The 18,918-nt window shown below is 43.2% G+C and carries 16 protein-coding genes and 1 other annotated feature; of the genes, 15 read left to right on the forward strand and 1 reads right to left on the reverse strand.

Going from position 1 to position 18,918, the window contains the following annotated elements:
• Positions 1-96: 96 nt before the first annotated feature.
• From dnaA to gyrA, 10 genes are all read left to right on the forward strand, one after another.
• Entirely contained in the window at positions 97-1,428 is a 1,332-nt protein-coding gene (gene dnaA, locus KFV11_RS00005) for a chromosomal replication initiator protein DnaA (RefSeq protein WP_149458910.1), read from the forward strand.
• Between the two features lie 175 nt (positions 1,429-1,603).
• The gene (dnaN, locus tag KFV11_RS00010) at positions 1,604-2,734 is read left to right on the forward strand and encodes a DNA polymerase III subunit beta (protein ID WP_149458911.1); all 1,131 of its coding nucleotides are present in this window, start codon (positions 1,604-1,606) and stop codon (positions 2,732-2,734) included.
• A 102-nt stretch (positions 2,735-2,836) separates the two neighbouring features.
• A complete protein-coding gene (locus tag KFV11_RS00015) occupies positions 2,837-3,730 on the forward strand; it encodes an ABC transporter ATP-binding protein (protein WP_149458912.1) in 894 nt (297 codons plus the stop codon).
• Positions 3,723-4,958, forward strand: coding sequence for an ABC transporter permease (locus tag KFV11_RS00020; RefSeq protein ID WP_254249974.1), 1,236 nt, complete (start codon positions 3,723-3,725; stop codon positions 4,956-4,958). The genes KFV11_RS00015 and KFV11_RS00020 overlap by 8 nt, the downstream gene beginning before the upstream one ends.
• A gap of 108 nt (positions 4,959-5,066) precedes the next feature.
• Complete coding sequence (locus KFV11_RS00025) at positions 5,067-5,771, forward strand: DsbA family protein (RefSeq protein WP_149458914.1); 705 nt, start codon at positions 5,067-5,069, stop codon at positions 5,769-5,771.
• Positions 5,771-6,193, forward strand: coding sequence for a disulfide oxidoreductase (locus KFV11_RS00030; RefSeq protein ID WP_149458915.1), 423 nt, complete (start codon positions 5,771-5,773; stop codon positions 6,191-6,193). Before KFV11_RS00025 ends, KFV11_RS00030 begins: the two co-directional genes overlap by 1 nt.
• A gap of 206 nt (positions 6,194-6,399) precedes the next feature.
• Positions 6,400-6,624, forward strand: a complete 225-nt coding sequence (gene yaaA / locus KFV11_RS00035) for a S4 domain-containing protein YaaA (protein WP_149458916.1) — start codon at positions 6,400-6,402, stop codon at positions 6,622-6,624.
• Positions 6,621-7,736, forward strand: a complete 1,116-nt coding sequence (gene recF / locus KFV11_RS00040) for a DNA replication/repair protein RecF (RefSeq protein WP_149458917.1) — start codon at positions 6,621-6,623, stop codon at positions 7,734-7,736. The genes yaaA and recF overlap by 4 nt, the downstream gene beginning before the upstream one ends.
• Positions 7,737-7,746: 10 nt before the next feature.
• Complete coding sequence (gyrB, locus tag KFV11_RS00045) at positions 7,747-9,663, forward strand: DNA topoisomerase (ATP-hydrolyzing) subunit B (RefSeq protein ID WP_254249975.1); 1,917 nt, start codon at positions 7,747-7,749, stop codon at positions 9,661-9,663.
• 11 nt (positions 9,664-9,674) lie between these two features.
• Entirely contained in the window at positions 9,675-12,254 is a 2,580-nt protein-coding gene (gene gyrA, locus KFV11_RS00050) for a DNA gyrase subunit A (protein ID WP_254249976.1), read from the forward strand.
• Positions 12,255-12,314: 60 nt separating this feature from the next.
• Here gyrA and KFV11_RS00055 read toward each other — a convergent pair whose 3' ends face one another.
• Positions 12,315-13,124 carry an NAD(P)H-hydrate dehydratase gene (locus tag KFV11_RS00055; RefSeq protein ID WP_254249977.1) on the reverse strand — a complete coding sequence of 270 codons (810 nt, stop codon included), beginning with the start codon at positions 13,122-13,124 and terminating at the stop codon, positions 12,315-12,317.
• 91 nt (positions 13,125-13,215) lie between these two features.
• Positions 13,216-13,400, forward strand: a binding site (T-box leader).
• 53 nt (positions 13,401-13,453) lie between these two features.
• Between KFV11_RS00055 and serS the strand changes: the two genes are divergently transcribed.
• From serS to rplI, 5 genes are all read left to right on the forward strand, one after another.
• Positions 13,454-14,728, forward strand: coding sequence for a serine--tRNA ligase (gene serS / locus KFV11_RS00060; protein WP_149458921.1), 1,275 nt, complete (start codon positions 13,454-13,456; stop codon positions 14,726-14,728).
• Between the two features lie 170 nt (positions 14,729-14,898).
• Positions 14,899-15,414 carry a YceI family protein gene (locus tag KFV11_RS00065; protein WP_149458922.1) on the forward strand — a complete coding sequence of 172 codons (516 nt, stop codon included), beginning with the start codon at positions 14,899-14,901 and terminating at the stop codon, positions 15,412-15,414.
• Positions 15,415-15,605: 191 nt separating this feature from the next.
• Positions 15,606-16,475 carry a DUF2232 domain-containing protein gene (locus KFV11_RS00070; RefSeq protein ID WP_302054857.1) on the forward strand — a complete coding sequence of 290 codons (870 nt, stop codon included), beginning with the start codon at positions 15,606-15,608 and terminating at the stop codon, positions 16,473-16,475.
• A gap of 19 nt (positions 16,476-16,494) precedes the next feature.
• On the forward strand, positions 16,495-18,465 hold the full coding sequence (locus KFV11_RS00075; RefSeq protein ID WP_254249979.1) for a DHH family phosphoesterase: 1,971 nt from the start codon (positions 16,495-16,497) through the stop codon (positions 18,463-18,465).
• Positions 18,465-18,911 carry a 50S ribosomal protein L9 gene (gene rplI / locus KFV11_RS00080; protein WP_254249980.1) on the forward strand — a complete coding sequence of 149 codons (447 nt, stop codon included), beginning with the start codon at positions 18,465-18,467 and terminating at the stop codon, positions 18,909-18,911. The genes KFV11_RS00075 and rplI overlap by 1 nt, the downstream gene beginning before the upstream one ends.
• The last annotated feature ends 7 nt before the right edge of the window (positions 18,912-18,918 follow it).

Genomic DNA, 18,918 nt, shown 5'->3' on the forward strand with positions numbered 1-18,918 from the left:
TGTGGATAATTATTCACACCTTGTGCTTAAGCTTATACACATGGTGAATAGCTGTGTATAACTTCAGAAAAAATTTTAATGAGAAAGAGGCACATTATGAGTGGAATTGATTCTATTTGGAACAAAGTCCTGCAAAATCTCGAGAAAAAGTTATCAACCCCAAGCTATGAAACATGGTTCAACCATACAGCCATCAGTTCATTGAATAACAATCAGGTTGTTATTGAAGCGCCGACTGCTTTTCACGCCAGCTGGCTCAACAAAAACTATATCACCATCATCCAGGAGACGATTGAGGAGACGATCGGAGAAAAGCTGGATGTCAAAATCATCTCCGGTGAAGATGTACTGGAAGACAAACTTAAACATGAACCTATCGTAAGTCGCAAAGAACAAGAAGTACTGCCAAGCCAGCTGAACATCGATAACACGTTTGATACGTTTGTCATCGGCAGTGGCAACCGCTTCAGCCATGCTGCGTCGCTCGCTGTCGCTGAAGCACCGGCGAAAGCATATAACCCACTGTTCATATACGGCGGTGTCGGCCTCGGAAAAACACATTTAATGCATGCTATCGGGCATTACGTGATGGAGCATAAGGACAACGCCAAAGTCGTCTACACATCCAGCGAGAAATTTACGAATGAATTTATCAATTCTATTAAGGACAATAAAACTGAGGAATTCAGATCTAAATACCGTAATGTGGATGTGCTGCTGATCGATGATATTCAGTTTCTTGCCGGCAAAGAATCGACGCAGGAAGAATTTTTCCATACATTCAATGAACTTCACCAGAACAATAAGCAGATTGTCATCTCAAGTGACCGAGCACCAAAGGAAATACCGACACTAGAAGACCGTCTTCGTTCACGCTTTGAATGGGGTCTAATCACAGATGTCACACCGCCTGATCTAGAAACACGAATTGCGATATTACGCAAAAAATCAGAAGAAGAAAAAATTGATATACCAAACGAAGCGATGCTTTATATCGCCAATCAGATCCAGTCCAACATTCGTGAATTAGAAGGTGCATTGACGCGTGTCACTGCATATTCCAAGCTCGTAAAACGTGAACTGACAGCTGACCTCGTTGCAGAAGCGCTGAAAGACATTATCTCAACGAGCAAGCCGAAAAAAATCAGCATCCAGGACATCCAGACTATCGTCGGTTCGTTCTATAATGTCAGAATGGAAGATTTCACAGCTAAAAAACGGACAAAATCCATCGCTTTTCCAAGACAGATTGCGATGTATCTTGCCCGTGAACTGACAGATTACTCCTTACCTAAAATCGGTGAGGAATTCGGTGGCCGTGACCATACGACTGTCATCCATGCCCATGAAAAAATCAAAAAGCAGATTGAACATGATGCAGGTCTCAAAAAAGAGATTGATAATCTTGAAAAAGAGATTACAGGATAGCTGTGGATAACGTGAATAACAGTGCTGCAGTTATAAACAGTTTATACACATGTGGATATGTTGGCTGTTATGCGTTTACTGCAGTTATCCACCTATTCACACCCCCTATTACTATTACTACGAACTTAAAAGATATAATATAATATATATAACGACGATAAGGAGTTTTCCTACTATGAAATTTACCATCCAAAGAGATTATTTCATTACGCAATTAAATGACACGTTAAAAGCTATCTCGCCTAGAACAACACTGCCGATTCTGACAGGTATTAAAATCGACGCGACTGACAATAAGCTGTTACTGACAGGTTCAGATTCAGAAGTATCGATTGAAATCACTATCCCATCAGAAGTGAATCACGAGGAAATTGTCACTATCGAAGAAAAAGGCTCTATCGTGCTGCCAGGTCGTTTCTTTGTAGATATCATCAAAAAACTTCCGGCTGCAGCAGTCACTATTGAGACAAATCATCAGTTCCAGGCAAAAATTACTTCCGGCCAGTCAGAATTCAACGTATCAGGACTTGATCCAGACCAGTATCCGCTGCTCCCTCAAGTTTCTGAAGAAGACGCTATGACACTGCCGATCAATGTGCTGAAAAACATTATTAGACAGACTAATTTCGCTGTGTCCACCTCAGAAACACGTCCAGTGTTAACTGGTGTTAACTGGCTGATCAAAGACGGAGAACTGAGCTGTACTGCAACAGATTCCCATCGACTAGCGCTGCGCCGGCTGAAACTTGAGAACAGTCTGGACAATATCAATGCGATTATCCCGGGTAAAGCTTTGAGTGAACTCAATAAGATTATCAGCGACGAAGATGAGACAATCGATATATTCTTCGCTTCTAACCAAGTCCTTTTCAAAGTAGGACATGTGAATTTTATTTCACGACTGCTTGAAGGGAATTATCCAGATACATCCCGTCTCTTCCCGGACAGCTATGAGACGTCGCTTGCTCTCCATAATGGCGATTTCTTCCATGCGATTGACCGTGCCTCACTCCTTGCCCGTGAAGGCGGCAACAATGTCATCAAACTGTCAGCTGACCCGCAGCATGTAGAACTGTCATCTACTTCCCCGGAGATAGGTACGGTGAAAGAAGGCGTCGCGACATCAGCATTTGAAGGACAAGGCTTGAAAATCTCCTTTAACTCTAAATATATGATGGATGCCTTGAAAGCTATCGATAACGATGAAGTTTCTATCGAGTTCTTCGGTACGATGCGTCCATTCATCTTAAAACCAAAAGATGACGAGAATGTCATTCAGCTGATTCTGCCGATCAGAACATATTAATAGGACAACAGACGACTCTCACAAAAATGTGAGAGTCGTCTGTTTGTATTTGTAAATAACATCCATCATTGTTAATATTAAAAATAAAAGGAGGGTATATATATGCTAGCTTTGCAGCACGTAACGAAACAATTCGGCAACTACACGGCAGTTGATGATTTGAACATTGAAGTGCCCAGTCATGAAATGCTGGGATTTCTTGGCGGTAATGGTGCCGGCAAGACAACGACGTTCCGCATGATTTTAGGTCTTCTTGAGAAGACGTCAGGCTCTATTACATATAATGGGAAGCCGATTGATTACAGTGTGACAGACGAAATCGGCTATCTGCCCGAAGAGCGCGGGTTAAACCCTAAATTAAAAGTGTCAGAACAGATCAACTACCTCGGCCAGTTAAAGGGCATGAAACGCACTGAAGTGAAACGAGAACTCAACTACTGGCTTGACCGTTTTGAAGTGCCGGAGAACGTTGACAAGAAGATTGAGTCGCTATCAAAAGGTAATCAGCAGAAAATCCAGCTGATTGGTGCTATTATCCACCGGCCAAAATTGCTGATTCTTGATGAGCCGTTCAGCGGCCTTGATCCAGTTAATGTAGAACTTTTGAAAGCAGCGGTTAAAGAAATGAATGACAACGGTACGACTATCGTTTTCAGCTCACACCGGATGGAGCATGTGGAAGAAATGTGTGACCGCGTCTGCATATTAAATAAAGGCAGAACGGTTGTCTCGGGAAATATTAAGCAGGTGAAACACGACTTCGCACGCAAAGAAATCATCATTGCAGGCGAGCATGACTTCAGTCAGCTGCAGAATATTGAAGGAGTGATCAGCTGCAGACAGAACCGTCATGATGTCCGGCTGACGATTGCTGACCAGTCTGTTGCGCCGCTTGTCTTTGAAGCGGTTAAACAACTCGGCTATGTGTCGAAGTTTGAAGTGGCAGAGCCGTCTTTGAACGATATCTTTATTGCAAAGGTGGGGCATCATGAATAAATTCTTTCCGACATTCTGGCTGACTTACTGGAAGAAACTATCGAGCCGCTCGTTTATTTTTACGACTGTCTTATTAATTGCGATACTGCTTGCGCTGAGCAATGCCGACAAAATTATCGCGTTCTTCGATAAGAGTGAGAATGAAGTCACCGCTATTTCCAGTGATGATCAAGCGCTGCAGCATGCATTTGCCACGGCTTATAAGCAGACGAACAAAGCTATGAAGATTAAAGAACTGAACTTTCAAGAAGGCAAAAAAGGAGTCGAAGATGAAACGTATAAGCAGCTGATTGAGCTTACTAGAGACAGAGACCAGCTGAAAGCGAAAGTTTTTACGAAAGATTCGGCAAGTGATGACACGGTAGCGGGCGTCCAGGCGACTCTGACCGCTCTGCAGAGCAGTGAAGCGGCAAAAACGTTGAAACTCTCTCCTGATGACGTACAGAAGCTTACAGCCCAGGCTGACGTTAAAAATGAAGTGCTGGCAGCAGACGACAGTAAAACAGTGAAAGAGGATGTAAAACCACTGAATATAGGAATTGTCTATGCCGGTGTCTTCCTCATTTTCTTTATTACCATCAATTATGGGTCACAGGCTGCGACTGAGATCGCGATGGAAAAATCATCCCGCGTTATTGAGATGATTGTCACGAGCATATCGCCCGTCAATCACATCATGGCTAAAATCGCCGGGATAATAGCAGTGGCACTTACACAAATCGCTATTCTCGTGTTAACAATTCTTGCCTGCATCTACTTCTTTGATTTGAAAGAGAGTCTCGCTGATATGGGGCTTAAATTTATGAACGACTCGTCCCGTATTGTGATTTACGCTGTTATTTTCCTGCTGCTTGGCCTGCTTATCAATATCAGCATATCTGCGATTATTGGCGCGCTGACCAACCGGGTTGAAGACATCGGCCAGGCTGTCATGCCTGTGACGTTTATGAATATTGCAGCCTTTTATATTGTTATTTTCAGTCTGACGAACCCGGATACAACACTTGTCAAAGTGACAAGTTATATTCCGTTTTTCACGCCTATGGTCATGCTGCTGCGCACGTTGTCTCAAGAGACGAGCGATCTGCAGATTATTCTTGGTATTATCATTTGTCTTGTTACGGTCATTTTACTGCTTATGCTGGCGGCCCGTGTCTATAAAGGCAGCGTCTTCAGCTACGGCAAAGGACTGATTAAAAACTTCAGACAGGCGCTGCAGATGAAATAGCATTGTCACAGAATAGTAATGATTAAATAGTGGTTTATTGAACCAAGATAGTATAAAATTTATACTATCTTGGTTTTATTATCACTAATTATCTGTAAGGAGAATACAATGAAAAACAGAGGAAATATGATATTTGCAATGATACTTGCACTTATTGTTATTGCAGCTGTTGTACTGATGGTCATCTTCGGTCAGAAGAATAATGATTCGACTGATACGCCAGCTGCAGCAGACAAAGAGATTAAGACAAGTTCTGACTACAGCAAGATTGATACAACAGGGCAGCCGATGCTCGGCGATAAGGATGCACCGGTGACATTAGTCGAGTTCGGTGATTTTAAATGTCCTGCATGTAAATACTTTGATATGAATATCCAGCCTGAACTCGTTAAAAAATATGTGGATAAAGGCGAGCTGAAAATGTACTTTATCAACACACCATTTCACGGCGGAGAATCGCTGACAGGGGCGCATGCTGCTGAAGCGGTACTGAAAAATGAACCGACCAAATACTGGGCATTCCATAATGCACTGTTTGAAGCACAGCCGAATACGAACACATCAACTACCGACGAATGGCTGACATCAGCTGTTGTCAAAGCTGCAGCAAAAAAAGCGGGTGTTAAAGACATCACTAAAATCGTCAAGGCAGCTGAGAATAAAACAGAGACAGCAGCTGTAGAGAAAGATATTGAACTTTATCAAACTTATATGATCAACGAAACACCGACGATTATTGTGAACGGCAAAAAAGTCAGTGACCAGCTGAAAATCAATGCTGTTGAAAAAGCGATTGAGGATGCTAAAAAATAATGGAGCGAAATAATAAACTATTTTTTATTGCCTGGGTAATAGCTATCATAGCTATGCTTGGCAGCCTTTATTTCTCAGAAATCAGACACTTTGTGCCATGTGAGATGTGCTGGTATCAAAGAATACTCATGTATCCGCTCGTCGTGATTATCGGGTTTGCAGCCCTCAATGACTTTTATCCCTTTAAATACTTAGTGATGACCTTCTCAATCATCGGCCTCGGCTTTTCGGTTTATCACTATATGGAACAGAAAATACCTGGCTTTTCCCCGGTGAAAGCGTGTGTCGGCGGCGTACCGTGTAACGTGCAGTACATTAACTGGGCAGGTTTCATCACGATCCCGTTTCTTGCAGGTACAGCTTTTCTGCTCATTACTATATTGATGTTCCTGATTAGAAAACCAGTTGAATATAAAGCGTAGAAACAGATGGATGAACTGCCATCTGTTTTTTTTATCGGGCTTATTTTTCGCTTGATTAATCCGCTGAAATCAAGGCTTGTGACGTCTTGAAATATAAGTTTGAGTTATATGGCTGAATAGGCGGTTTTTTAGTTCAATAACATGCTTTTTTGTGTAAAAAAAGGTATAATTAAATGATGACTGAGACGGATAGGAGTGAACCTGAGATGGTAAAGACAGTACGGTTTAACAATGAAATTACCCTTGGCCAGTTTCTTAAAGCTGAAGGGATTATAAGTACTGGTGGCCAGGCGAAATGGTATTTACAGGATAACCCTGTGCTGTTGAATGGTGAGGAAGAAGCACGACGCGGCAAAAAACTGCATGAAGACGATATTCTTGAAATTGAAGGGGAAGGTAAGTATAAGATTTCTTATCTTTCTGCCCGATGAAGCTGAAAACATTAAAGCTTCTCCATTACCGCAACTATGAGCAGGTGGCTTTATCATTCCATGATGAAGTCAACGTGCTTATCGGTGCGAATGCACAGGGGAAGACCAATCTGCTTGAAGCGATCTATTGTCTGGCACTCGCCAAGAGTCATCGTGCCACACATGATAAAGAGCTCATTAACTGGGACGCTGATTTTGCGTTAATTGAAGGGGAACTTGAGTATAAACATGGCACGATGCCGCTTTCTCTCCAAATATCTTCAAAAGGCAAGAAAGCGAAAGCTAATCACCTGGAACAAAGCAAACTAACCCAGTATATCGGCCATATGAATGTGGTGCTCTTTGCGCCCGAGGACTTAAATCTGGTCAAAGGGAGCCCGCAGATCAGACGCCGTTTTATAGATATAGAAATCGGTCAGATTTCCGCTGTCTACCTCAATGACCTCTCTAATTTCCAGCGTATCCTCAAACAGAAAAATCATTATTTAAAGCAGTTGAAGCAGAACCCGCAAGGCGACCGCACAATGCTTGATGTATTGAATCAGCAGTTTAGTGAATACGCAGCAAGACTGACGCTTAGACGCCATCAGTTTATCAGTCAGCTGGAAGAGAAAGCTATTGATATCCACAGCGGTATTACCAAGACAGCGGAAATGCTGACTATTCATTACCAGGCCAGCCTGCAGCTGCAGGACAATTTGGAAGCCATGATAGCAGCGACTTACAGCAAGCTGTCTGAATCAATGGATAAGGAGATTGATCGGATGGCGAGCCTGTACGGTCCGCATCGCGATGATCTGACCTTCTCCATCAATGGTATAGATGTCCAGACTTACGGCTCACAAGGGCAGCAGCGTACGACAGCACTGTCACTGAAACTCGCTGAAATTGAACTGATTAACGAAGAAATAGGGGAATATCCTATTCTGCTGCTGGATGATGTGCTCAGCGAACTGGACGATACAAGACAGACACATCTTCTGACGACGATTCAACATAAAGTACAAACGTTTGTGACGACGACCTCTGTCGAAGGAATAGAACATGAAACGATTGAACAGGCGAAGCTGTTCTACGTCGATCACGGGCATATTCAAACTAATAAAGAGTAGGTGACCATCTTTGGAAAATAATTTAGAGCAGTACGGAGCGGATCAGATACAAGTACTTGAAGGACTGGAAGCAGTACGTAAACGCCCGGGTATGTATATCGGTTCTACTGCATCAAAAGGTCTGCATCACCTTGTATGGGAAATCGTTGATAACAGTATTGACGAAGCACTGGCAGGATTTGCAGATCATATTAAAGTCATCATCGAGCAAGATAACTGGATTAAAGTCATTGACAATGGACGTGGTATCCCGGTTGATATGCATGAAAAGATGGGACGTCCAGCGGTAGAAGTTATATTGACGGTGCTTCATGCCGGCGGTAAGTTCGGCGGCGGCGGCTATAAAGTATCCGGCGGCCTTCACGGTGTCGGTTCATCAGTTGTTAATGCATTGTCATCAACATTGGAAGTATACGTCCATAAAGACGGAAAAATTCATCATCAGGCTTATCATAAAGGAACACCGGCCTTTGACCTGAAAGTAGTTGGAGACACAGATCACACAGGAACGACAATCCGCTTCAAGGCAGATACTGAAATTTTCACAGAAACAACAGAATATGAATATGAGATTTTACAGAAACGTATTAGAGAACTTGCTTTCCTGAATAAAGGTATTCGTATTGAAATCATCGACGAACGCGATGAAGAAAACATCGTCAGTGATGATTATTTTTATGAGGGCGGTATTAAATCATACGTCGAGCTGCTGAACAAATCGAAGGAAGTATTATTTCCAGAACCGATTTACATTCATGCATCACGGACGGATGTAGAAGTAGAAATTTCCATTCAGTACAATACAGGTTATGCGACTAACTTACTGTCATATGCTAACAATATTCATACATATGAAGGTGGAACGCATGAAGATGGCTTTAAGCGTGCATTGACACGTGTCATTAACAATTATGCAGTGAAAAATAAGCTCATTAAAGAGAGCGAAGAAAAACTGATCGGTGAAGATGTCCGTGAAGGGATGGTCGCAGTCGTATCCATCAAGCACGGTGAACCTCAGTTTGAAGGACAGACAAAGACAAAGCTCGGCAACACAGAAGTGCGTCAAATTACAGATAACTTGTTCTCAGAACATTTTGAGCGCTTCTTGTACGAAAATCCACAAGTCGCGAGAATTATTGTGGAAAAAGGGATTATGGCATCACGTGCACGTCTTGCTGCGAAAAAAGCGCGGGAAGTGACACGTCGTAAAACAGCACTCGATGTCGCAAGTCTGCCCGGTAAACTTGCCGACTGTTCAAGTAAATCGCCGGAAGAGAGCGAACTTTATATTGTCGAGGGTGACTCAGCAGGCGGTTCAGCAAAATCCGGCCGTGACTCTAAAACACAGGCGATTCTGCCGCTGCGCGGAAAGATTCTGAACGTAGAGAAAGCAAGACTGGATAAAATTCTTGGTAATAATGAAGTCCGGGCGATGATCACAGCGATGGGTACAGGTATCGGCGGCGAGTTTGATATTTCAAAAGCACGTTATCACAAAATCGTCATTATGACTGATGCCGACGTCGATGGTGCACATATTCGCGCACTGCTTTTGACGTTCTTCTACCGCTTTATGAGACCGTTGATTGAAGCGGGATATATTTATATTGCCCAGCCGCCGTTATACAAAGTAGAACAGAGCAAGAAAGTCTACTATGTCTATAACGACCGTGAGCTTGATAAGCTAAGAGCAGAACTGAGCCCGACACCAAAGATTCAGCTTTCCCGTTATAAAGGTCTCGGTGAAATGAACGCTGACCAGCTGTGGGAAACAACAATGAATCCGGAAAACAGAAGCATGCTGCAGGTAACCTTGACAGATGCGATTGAAGCAGATGAGACCTTTGAAATGTTGATGGGTGATGTTGTAGAACATCGTCGTCAGTTTATCGAGGAGAATGCTGAATACGCGACATTAGATGTATAGGAGGCGCCTTGATGGCAGAAAATACAGAACGATTAAAAGATAGAAATATCAGTACAGAAATGCGTGAATCATTTCTTGATTACGCCATGAGTGTTATCGTATCGCGTGCACTGCCGGATGTTAGAGATGGCATGAAGCCGGTTCACCGCCGTATATTATATGGTATGAACGATCAGGGGATGACCTCTGATAAACCGTACAAGAAATCAGCTCGTATCGTCGGGGACGTCATGGGTAAATATCACCCGCATGGTGACTCTTCAATTTACGAAGCGATGGTACGGATGGCTCAGGACTTCAGTTACCGCTATCCGCTGGTGGATGGTCAAGGTAACTTCGGTTCAATGGACGGTGACGGCGCAGCGGCAATGCGTTATACAGAAGCCCGCATGTCCAAGATCGCTATGGAATTGATGCGTGATATTAATAAAGATACGATTGACTTCGCTGACAACTATGACGGAAATGAGCGAGAGCCGGAAGTTCTTCCTGCCCGTTTCCCGAACCTGCTTGTCAACGGGGCATCAGGTATCGCAGTCGGGATGGCGACTAACATTCCGCCGCATAACTTGAATGAAGTTATTGACGGCGTGCTGGCACTGAGCTATAACCCTGATATTACAGTGTCAGAACTGATGGATCATATTCATGGTCCTGACTTTCCAACTTCCGGGCTGATTTTAGGGCGCAGTGGTATTCGCCGTGCCTATGAAACGGGACGCGGTTCAGTGATGATGCGTGCGAAAACAATCATCGAAACCCGTCCAAACGGGAAAGAGACCATTATCGTCACAGAAATTCCTTATCAGGTCAATAAAGCGAAACTCGTCGAGAAGATTGCTGAACTTGTCCGTGACAAAAAAGTAGATGGGATTACAGATCTTCGTGATGAGACAAGTCTTAAAGAAGGGGTCCGCATCGTTATTGATGTCCGCCGTGATGCCAATGCTAACGTCATTTTAAACAATCTTTACAAGCAAACACCACTGCAGACTTCGTTCGGGATGAACATGCTGTCACTTGTAGAAGGCAAGCCAAGAGTGCTGAACTTGAAGCAGATGGTCTACTATTATCTTGAACATCAAAAAGTAGTCATCCGTCGTCGTACGGCCTACAATTTGAAAAAAGCAGAAGACCGGGCGCATTTACTGGAAGGTCTGCGCATAGCGCTTGATCATATCGATGAAATCATTGCGTTGATCCGTGCAGCAGAGAACGACCACCAAGCAATGGAAAGTTTAATGACGAACTATAGTCTGTCTGAACGTCAGGCACAGGCTATTATGGATATGCGTCTTCGTCGTCTGACAGGTCTTGAACGCGACAAGATTGAAGCGGAATACCAGGACTTGATCGCTTATATTTCGGAATTGAAAGCGATTCTTGCAGACGAGGAAAAAATTCTTGAGATCATCCGCGAGGAATTGTCGGATATTAAAGAACGTTTCGGTGATCACAGACGCACTGAAATTACGACAGGCGGCTTCGACCACCTGGAAGACGAAGATCTGATTCCAGAAGACCACATCGTTATTACGCTCAGCCATAATAACTATATTAAACGTCTGCCGGTTTCTACGTATCGTGCCCAGCACCGCGGTGGTCGCGGCATTCAAGGGATGAACACGATTGAAGATGACTTTGTCAGCCAAATCGTGACGACTTCTACACATGATCATGTTCTGTTTTTTACGAATAAAGGGCGTGTGTATAAGCTGAAAGGCTACGAAATACCTGAACTGTCACGTCAGTCTAAAGGGATTCCGATCGTTAACGCCTTGTCCCTGGAAAAAGACGAGACAATCAGTACGATGATTGCTGTGAAAGACTTGGATCGTGAAGATGCCTTTATTATCTTTGCGACGAAAAAAGGTCTGATCAAGCGTTCAAGCCTCGCTAACTTTGCCCGGATCAATAAAAACGGTAAAATTGCGATCAGCTTCCGTGAAGATGACGAACTGATTGCGGTCCGTCTGACCGATGGAACGAAACAGCTGATCATTGGCACTAAAAATGCGTCTCTTATTCGTTTTGAAGAGAGCACACTGCGCCCACTCGGCCGTACAGCAGCGGGCGTTAAAGGTATTTCCCTGCGCGAAGGTGACGCTGTTATCGGACTGGATGTCATCAACTCCAATGATGAGCATGAAGTGCTGATTGTCACTGAGAAGGGTTATGGTAAGCGGACGAAAGAAAGCGACTACCGTATTTCCAACCGCGGCGGTAAAGGGATAAAGACCGCGACGATTACAGAGAAAAATGGTGAGCTGGTCTATATTTCAACTGTAACGGGTGAAGAAGATCTGATGGTCGTGACAAATCAAGGTGTCATCATTCGTCTTGATGTCAATGATATTTCTCAGAACGGGCGCGGCGCACAAGGCGTGAAGCTGATTCGTCTTGGTGAAGGGCAGCATGTCGCAACTGTCGCTAAAGTTGAGAAAGATTTTGACAGGGAAGAAGAAATCATTGAGCCTGAAGATGGTCATTTAGTCGGAACAGTTGATACTGTCGACGAAGAGCCTGAAGAAGATATTTTCGTAGATAGCGGAGATGTTGAGACGATGGATCACTTAAAAGAAGACTATTAATGCTATACAGCAAACGAGCCCGGATAATTATCCGGACTCGTTTTTTAGTTCATAAAGCAGTTATTCTTCCAGCTGCTTCATCATATAAGGAATTTCATCGATAATTTTTGAAGCCGGGATAACATACATGTCCTGTGCCAGCTTATCACCGATTTTACTATGAATATATACGGCGTTCTTAATAGCATCCTCGATTTCAAACTGACCGACGAAGCTTGCGAGAATACCTGCTAATGTATCTCCCATGCCGCCTGAGGCCATAGCGGGGTTCCCCTTTTCGATGCGATAGTCACCGGAAGTCAAGTAAAGCTCTGTATTATGTTTTTTCAGCACGACTTGAACACCAAGTGAATCTGCAGCCGCTCTATTACGCTCTGGGGTCTGCTCGTCAATTTGAATACCGCTCAGCCGTTCCCATTCTTTCTGATGCGGCGTGAAGATGACATTGCAGTCGGGCAGTGGATGGCGCAGTTTGCTCAAGATAGTAATGGCATCCCCGTCAATGATGACGGTCTGGTGATTTTGAATATGCTGGAAGAGGAAAGTCAGCGTATTATTGCCCTGGAAATCAAGCCCGAGCCCAGGCCCGATTAAAATACAGTCGGCGTCCGCGACAAGTTTACTGAGGCGCTTAATATCTGCCAGATCACTGACCATCGCTTCCGGACAGCGAGAATGAAGTGCTGTATGGTTCGTCTGATGGGTAACGACCGTCGTTAATCCGCCACCGCTGTAGACACAGGCACGAGCACTCAGCATAATAGAGCCGCCCATGTTCTGATTACCACCGATTAATAGAATACGGCCGTAGTCTCCTTTATGTGACTCATTTTCTCTTTGCGGAATGCTGATCTGTGAAATAGTTTCCATGATTGTCTCCTTTGGTCTGAATACAGATAGTCTAACAGATTCAGTTGCACATCTAAAGGTGATTTGATAAGATAAGGTTAATTACATAGTCTATTACCCTGGAATAAGTAATTTCTAACGTATTTCAAAGAGAGTCAGTGGCTGGTGAAAACTGATGAATACAGGAGATGAAATCTATCCGGATGAAGCGGGTAATCGGTCTAACCGTTATGTTAATGGAGTGAACAGCTTAGGCTGTTAATTAGGGTGGCAACGCGTAAATACCACGTCCCTTGTACAGGGACGTGGTATTTTTTTGTTCCCGAAAATACACATTAGGAGGCACTATTATGTTAGATATTAAATTATTTAGAACAGAACCAGATTTAGTTAAACAGAAGCTGGAAATGCGGAGCTTCGATGCGGCGGTCGTCGACGAGATTCTTGAGCTCGACAAACAATCACGCGACTTAACAGTTCAAACGGAAGAACTGAAAGCAAAGCGTAATAAAGCAAGTGAAGACATTGCACTGAAAAAACGTAATAAGGAAAATGCAGATGAAGCGATTGCAGCGATGCGTCAAGTCGGCGAAGACATTAAAGCTATCGATGACCAGTTGAACAGCGTGAGCGCAGAACTGCGTGACCGCTTAGTGAGACTACCGAACTTAGTAAGCGATGAAACGCCGGCAGGAAAAGACGAAGATGACAACGTAGAAGTCCGTAAATGGGGCGAACCGCGTGCCTTTGACTTTGAGGCGAAAGCACACTGGGATATTATTGATGACTTGAAAATGGCTGATTTTGAACGAGCAGCGAAAGTATCCGGCGCACGCTTTGTCTTCCTGACTAAAGACGGAGCAAGACTTGAACGTGCCTTAATGAACTTCATGCTTGATATGCATACGACACAGCACGGTTATCAGGAAATGGTGACACCGCAGCTTGTGAATGCAGCATCTATGTTCGGCACAGGTCAGCTGCCTAAGTTTGAGGAAGATCTGTTCAAAGTAGAAAAAGAAGGCTTCTATACGATTCCGACTTCAGAAGTACCACTCACGAACTATTATCGTGATGAAATAATGGATGCTGAATTGTTCCCGGTAAAGTTCACAGCACAGACTGCATGTTTCCGATCTGAAGCAGGGTCAGCCGGTCGTGACACACGTGGTTTAATTCGTATGCACCAGTTCAACAAAGTGGAGATGGTCCGCTATGAATTGCCTGAGAACTCTTATGCAGCGCTTGAAGAGATGACGCAGCATGCAGAGAAAGTACTGCAGACATTGAACATTCCTTATCGTACGATTGCCTTATGTGCCGGCGATATCGGTTTCGGTGCTGCCAAAACGTATGACATTGAAGTATGGCTGCCGAGCTATAATGCATATAAAGAAATCAGCTCATGCTCTAACATGACAGATTTTCAGGCAAGACGTGCCAACATCCGCTTCAAGCGCGACAAAAACAGCAAAACAGCATATGTTCATACATTGAATGGTTCAGGACTTGCAGTCGGCCGGACATTTGCAGCGATTGTCGAGAACTATCAAAATGCAGACGGTACTATTACAGTTCCTGAAGCATTAGTGCCTTATATGGGCGGCCAGACAGTGATTAAATAAACAATTCTTATATTAAAAGAACGTGTACAGAGATAATATCTTCTGTATACGTTTTTTGTTAAGATTGTAAAAAACATATTAATATATTATTTATACTTTACTATATTAATTATATCTGATATATTAATTATATAAAATAAAAATTTATCTTAGAAAGAGGTTATCAAGCAATGACAAACTTTAAATTAGATCCGAATCACAGCTCTATTGAGTTCTCTATCAAACATTTAATGGTTTCAAAAGTAAAAGGGGAGTTCACTGATTACGACGTTCAGGCGACTGGAGATATTAACGACTTATCTACTGTTCAAGTGACAGCAGCAGTGACAGTAGATTCTATCGATACGAATAACAGCGACCGTGATGGTCACTTAAAATCAGCTGATTTCTTCGATATCGAGCAGTATCCTGAAATTAAATTCGTTTCTTCTGCTGTTTCAGAAACATCTGTAACCGGTGAATTAACGATTAAAGATGTGACACACACTGAAACATTCGATGTTGAATTCAACGGTGTTCAAAAAAATCCGATGACTGGTGGAAATGTGACCGGCTTCATCGTATCAGGGAAAATCAACCGCGAGAAATACGGCATTACTTGGAATCAGGCGCTTGAATCAGGCGGCGTAATGGTCGGTAAAGACGTTAAGTTTGAAGCAGGTATTGAACTTGCTATCGAAGAATAAATACTGATGATTAACGACTAACACATTGTCTCGTCTGACAATGTGTTTTTTTGTCGTTCAGTGTATTCAATTAACATACATTGAGGTATTGGCTCATAAGTTGTAAAATAGAAACGTTATGAAATTTATATGAGAAAGAGTGTTCAGATTTGAAATTGGATTTAATTAAAACGTTGGCGATAAGTGCTATTATGCTGTTGATCGCTCTACTAATGAACGCGTTGCCTGCACTTATTCTCATCACTGCCCCTTTTCTGTTGATTCCAGGAGTCTATTTATACTACAAAGATAAACGCGGCTTTTATGTGATGAGCGGCATTGTGCTGATTATCTCACTCGTTATGCTGAAGTTATTTGCGCTGCAGGTCATTATAGGTGTTATGCTCTCAAGCTATTTAATCGGTCAGCTGCTTGAAACGCGTTCATCAAAGGAAACTATGCTGTTTGCGCTGACAGCATTGCTCAGCTTTTACACACTGCTGTCTATTATATCCATGCAGCTATTGAATTTACTGCCGACGACTAAACAATGGTTTGCAGCCGTTAAAGATTCTTACATGACAATGGTTGAAACTGAATTATCAAAAGATAATATTTCTTGGGAAAACATCGCGTTGTTTAATTCGGCGCTGGATCAAATGCAGCTTCAAGTACCGGGGCTTATAGTTTTGCTGATTTTCCTGCTCAGTCTTGTCAGTCTGCTGATTGCACTTCCGTTGTTACGGAGTTTTAAAATTGCGACGCCTAATTTCCGGCCGCTTTACTTCTGGCGGGTACCGAAAATTGCCCTCTATATTTATGTCATCGCTGTTGTCATCAAGCTGTTTCTGACACCAGAGGATGTGGTTCTGCTCGGCATAGTCACAAACTTACAGTATGTGTTAGAATGGATTATATTTATTCAGGGAATTTCATTGATCAGTTTCTATGTTAAAGTGAAACGCACGCCGCTGATCATTAATCTATTGATGTTTATCTTCGCCTTTATTATGGCGCCGATTACACAGCTATTAGGAATGCTGGATCTCATCATCAATTTAAAAGCAAGAATTAAACTATAATGAATAGTGAGGTGTCTTGATGAATCGTAAATATAATAGGCAGACGCTCATATTTCCGTTTGTGGTAATGTGTCTGGCTGCCTTGATTCTCGTTGGTCTGCTATTTACTGTTCATCGGCTGATGGCATTGCTTGCAGGAAGTGTCATTATAGCGATTATTATTATTTGTGCTTTTGTGCTGCATAGTAGTATTCAGCGCAATGAACGGTATTTTCAGGAGCTGGCTACCCGGGTTGACAAAGGGAAGTCATATGCAATCACTGAACTGCCGATTGGTGTCGTATTACTGGATGACTTTGACCATGTGGAATGGCATAACCAGTTTATCCACGAGAAGATTGACCGGCCGATATTGAGCGATTCGATTAACGAAATTTTCCCGAATTTGCTGAATCAGTTGAAAGTGACAGGTATTGATGAAGTGCAGACGCAGTATAAAGAACATCGGTTCAAAGTGCGCTATGCCGAGAAGACGAAAGTGCTTTATTTTCAGGATATTAGCGATAAAGTAGAGATTGACAAGTTATTTGAAGAATCAAAGCCGGTCATCGGTACGATTTTCCTTGATAACTATGACGAACTCACACAAAATATGAGCGATGCCAACAGAACTGAGATGAACAGTATGATGACGGCAGCAATCAACAGCTGGGCTGAAGAGAACAGTGTTTATGTCAAACGTTATTCATCAGATCAGTTCATCATTTTCTTGAACAATCATATTTTAAGACAGATTGAACAGACGAAGTTTAATCTGCTTGATATCATCCGTGAAAAAAGCCGTGAGAAAAAAACTCAGATTACATTGAGTATTGGTATTGGTGAAGGTGCTGATAACTTAATTGAGCTCGGCGAACTGGCGCAATCAAGTCTGGATCTTGCGCTCGGCCGCGGCGGTGACCAGGTAGCCATCAAAAACTCAGCGGGCGGTGTGCGTTTCTTCGGCGGTAAGACAGACCCGATGGAAAAACGGACCCGCGTGCGAGCACGAGTCATTTCCCATGCTTTAAAAGATATTCTAGCGGAAGGCGACAATGTTATTATTATGGGTCATAAACGGCCGGACATGGATGCGATCGGCGCAGCTGTTGGAGTAGCACGATTTGCTAAGATGAATAATCTGAAAGCCTACATCGTCTTGAATGACTATGATATTGATGACACATTGAGCCGGGTAATGAGTGAAATTGCTGCCAAGCCCGAACTGAATGAGACATTTATCACGTCAGATGAAGCATGGTCGCTCATGACCAACCGGACGACGCTTGTCATAGTGGATACGCATAAACCTGCTATGGTGATAGATGAGAACATATTGAACAAAGCATCGCGTAAAGTCGTCATCGACCATCATCGCCGCGGTGAAGAGTTTATTTCCAATCCGCTGTTAGTCTATATGGAGTCTTATGCAAGTTCGACAGCAGAACTGGTCACGGAACTGCTGGAATACCAGCCGGAGGAACATAAATTGACGCGTCTTGAATCGACAGTTATGCTTGCAGGTATTATCGTAGATACAAGAAACTTCACATTGCGGACGGGATCCCGGACATTTGACGCTGCGAGTTATTTAAGAAGCCACGGTGCGGATACGATTCTCTGTCAGCATTTCTTAAAAGATGATATTACAACATATTTAAAACGAAGCGAACTGATAAAGACGGTTGAACTTGGCCGTGACGGAGTCGCTATAGCATTCGGTAGAGACGATGAAATCTATCATCCGGTTGTCGTCGCACAGGCTGCAGATGAACTGCTCAGTCTTGAAGGCGTTGAGGCCTCATTTGTTGTCGCGAGACGCAGTGAAGATATGATAGGCATCTCAGCGCGGTCGTTAGGTGAAATTAATGTTCAGCTGGTCATGGAAGCGATGGGCGGCGGCGGCCACCTGTCTAATGCTGCAACTCAGCTGCGCAATATCACAGTAGGCGCAGCGATTGACCAGCTTGAAGAAGTTATCGCAGAACAATTCTCAAGGAGTGAAGGATAATGAAAGTAATTTTTACACAAGATGTTAAAGGTAAAGGCAAAAAAGGTGAAGTTAAAGAAGTGCCGGTCGGCTATGCAAATAACTTCCTGCTTAAAAATAACTATGCAGTTGAAGCGACACCAGGCAACTTAAAACAACTTAAAGCGCAGAACTTACGCGTGGAAAAAGACAAAGAACAGGCGCTGATTGACGCGGAACAGCTGAAAGAACGCATTGAAGCACTTGAAGTAGATGTGACAGCTAAAGCTGGAGACGGCGGCCGGCTGTTCGGCTCTGTAAGTACAAAGCAGATTGTTGAAGCATTGAAGCAGCAGCATGACATAAAAGTAGATAAAAGAAAAATGGATTTACCGGACGGAATTAGAAGCCTCGGGTACACGAACGTACCAGTAAAACTTCACCATCAAGTATCTGCAACACTGAAAGTCCATGTAACAGAAGCATAATATTGAA

Source organism: Macrococcus equipercicus (assembly GCF_024205945.1).
GTDB lineage: Bacteria > Bacillota > Bacilli > Staphylococcales > Staphylococcaceae > Macrococcus > Macrococcus equipercicus.

Coding starts and splice junctions, on each gene's coding strand:
- KFV11_RS00015 (WP_149458912.1), top strand. CDS start 2,837: ATGCTAGCTTTGCAGCACGTAACGAAACAATTCGGCAACTACACGGCA.
- rplI (WP_254249980.1), top strand. CDS start 18,465: ATGAAAGTAATTTTTACACAAGATGTTAAAGGTAAAGGCAAAAAAGGT.
- serS (WP_149458921.1), top strand. CDS start 13,454: ATGTTAGATATTAAATTATTTAGAACAGAACCAGATTTAGTTAAACAG.
- recF (WP_149458917.1), top strand. CDS start 6,621: ATGAAGCTGAAAACATTAAAGCTTCTCCATTACCGCAACTATGAGCAG.
- KFV11_RS00075 (WP_254249979.1), top strand. CDS start 16,495: ATGAATCGTAAATATAATAGGCAGACGCTCATATTTCCGTTTGTGGTA.
- KFV11_RS00030 (WP_149458915.1), top strand. CDS start 5,771: ATGGAGCGAAATAATAAACTATTTTTTATTGCCTGGGTAATAGCTATC.
- KFV11_RS00020 (WP_254249974.1), top strand. CDS start 3,723: ATGAATAAATTCTTTCCGACATTCTGGCTGACTTACTGGAAGAAACTA.
- yaaA (WP_149458916.1), top strand. CDS start 6,400: ATGGTAAAGACAGTACGGTTTAACAATGAAATTACCCTTGGCCAGTTT.
- KFV11_RS00025 (WP_149458914.1), top strand. CDS start 5,067: ATGAAAAACAGAGGAAATATGATATTTGCAATGATACTTGCACTTATT.
- dnaA (WP_149458910.1), top strand. CDS start 97: ATGAGTGGAATTGATTCTATTTGGAACAAAGTCCTGCAAAATCTCGAG.
- KFV11_RS00065 (WP_149458922.1), top strand. CDS start 14,899: ATGACAAACTTTAAATTAGATCCGAATCACAGCTCTATTGAGTTCTCT.
- KFV11_RS00070 (WP_302054857.1), top strand. CDS start 15,606: ATGCTGTTGATCGCTCTACTAATGAACGCGTTGCCTGCACTTATTCTC.
- dnaN (WP_149458911.1), top strand. CDS start 1,604: ATGAAATTTACCATCCAAAGAGATTATTTCATTACGCAATTAAATGAC.
- gyrA (WP_254249976.1), top strand. CDS start 9,675: ATGGCAGAAAATACAGAACGATTAAAAGATAGAAATATCAGTACAGAA.
- KFV11_RS00055 (WP_254249977.1), bottom strand. CDS start 13,124: ATGGAAACTATTTCACAGATCAGCATTCCGCAAAGAGAAAATGAGTCA.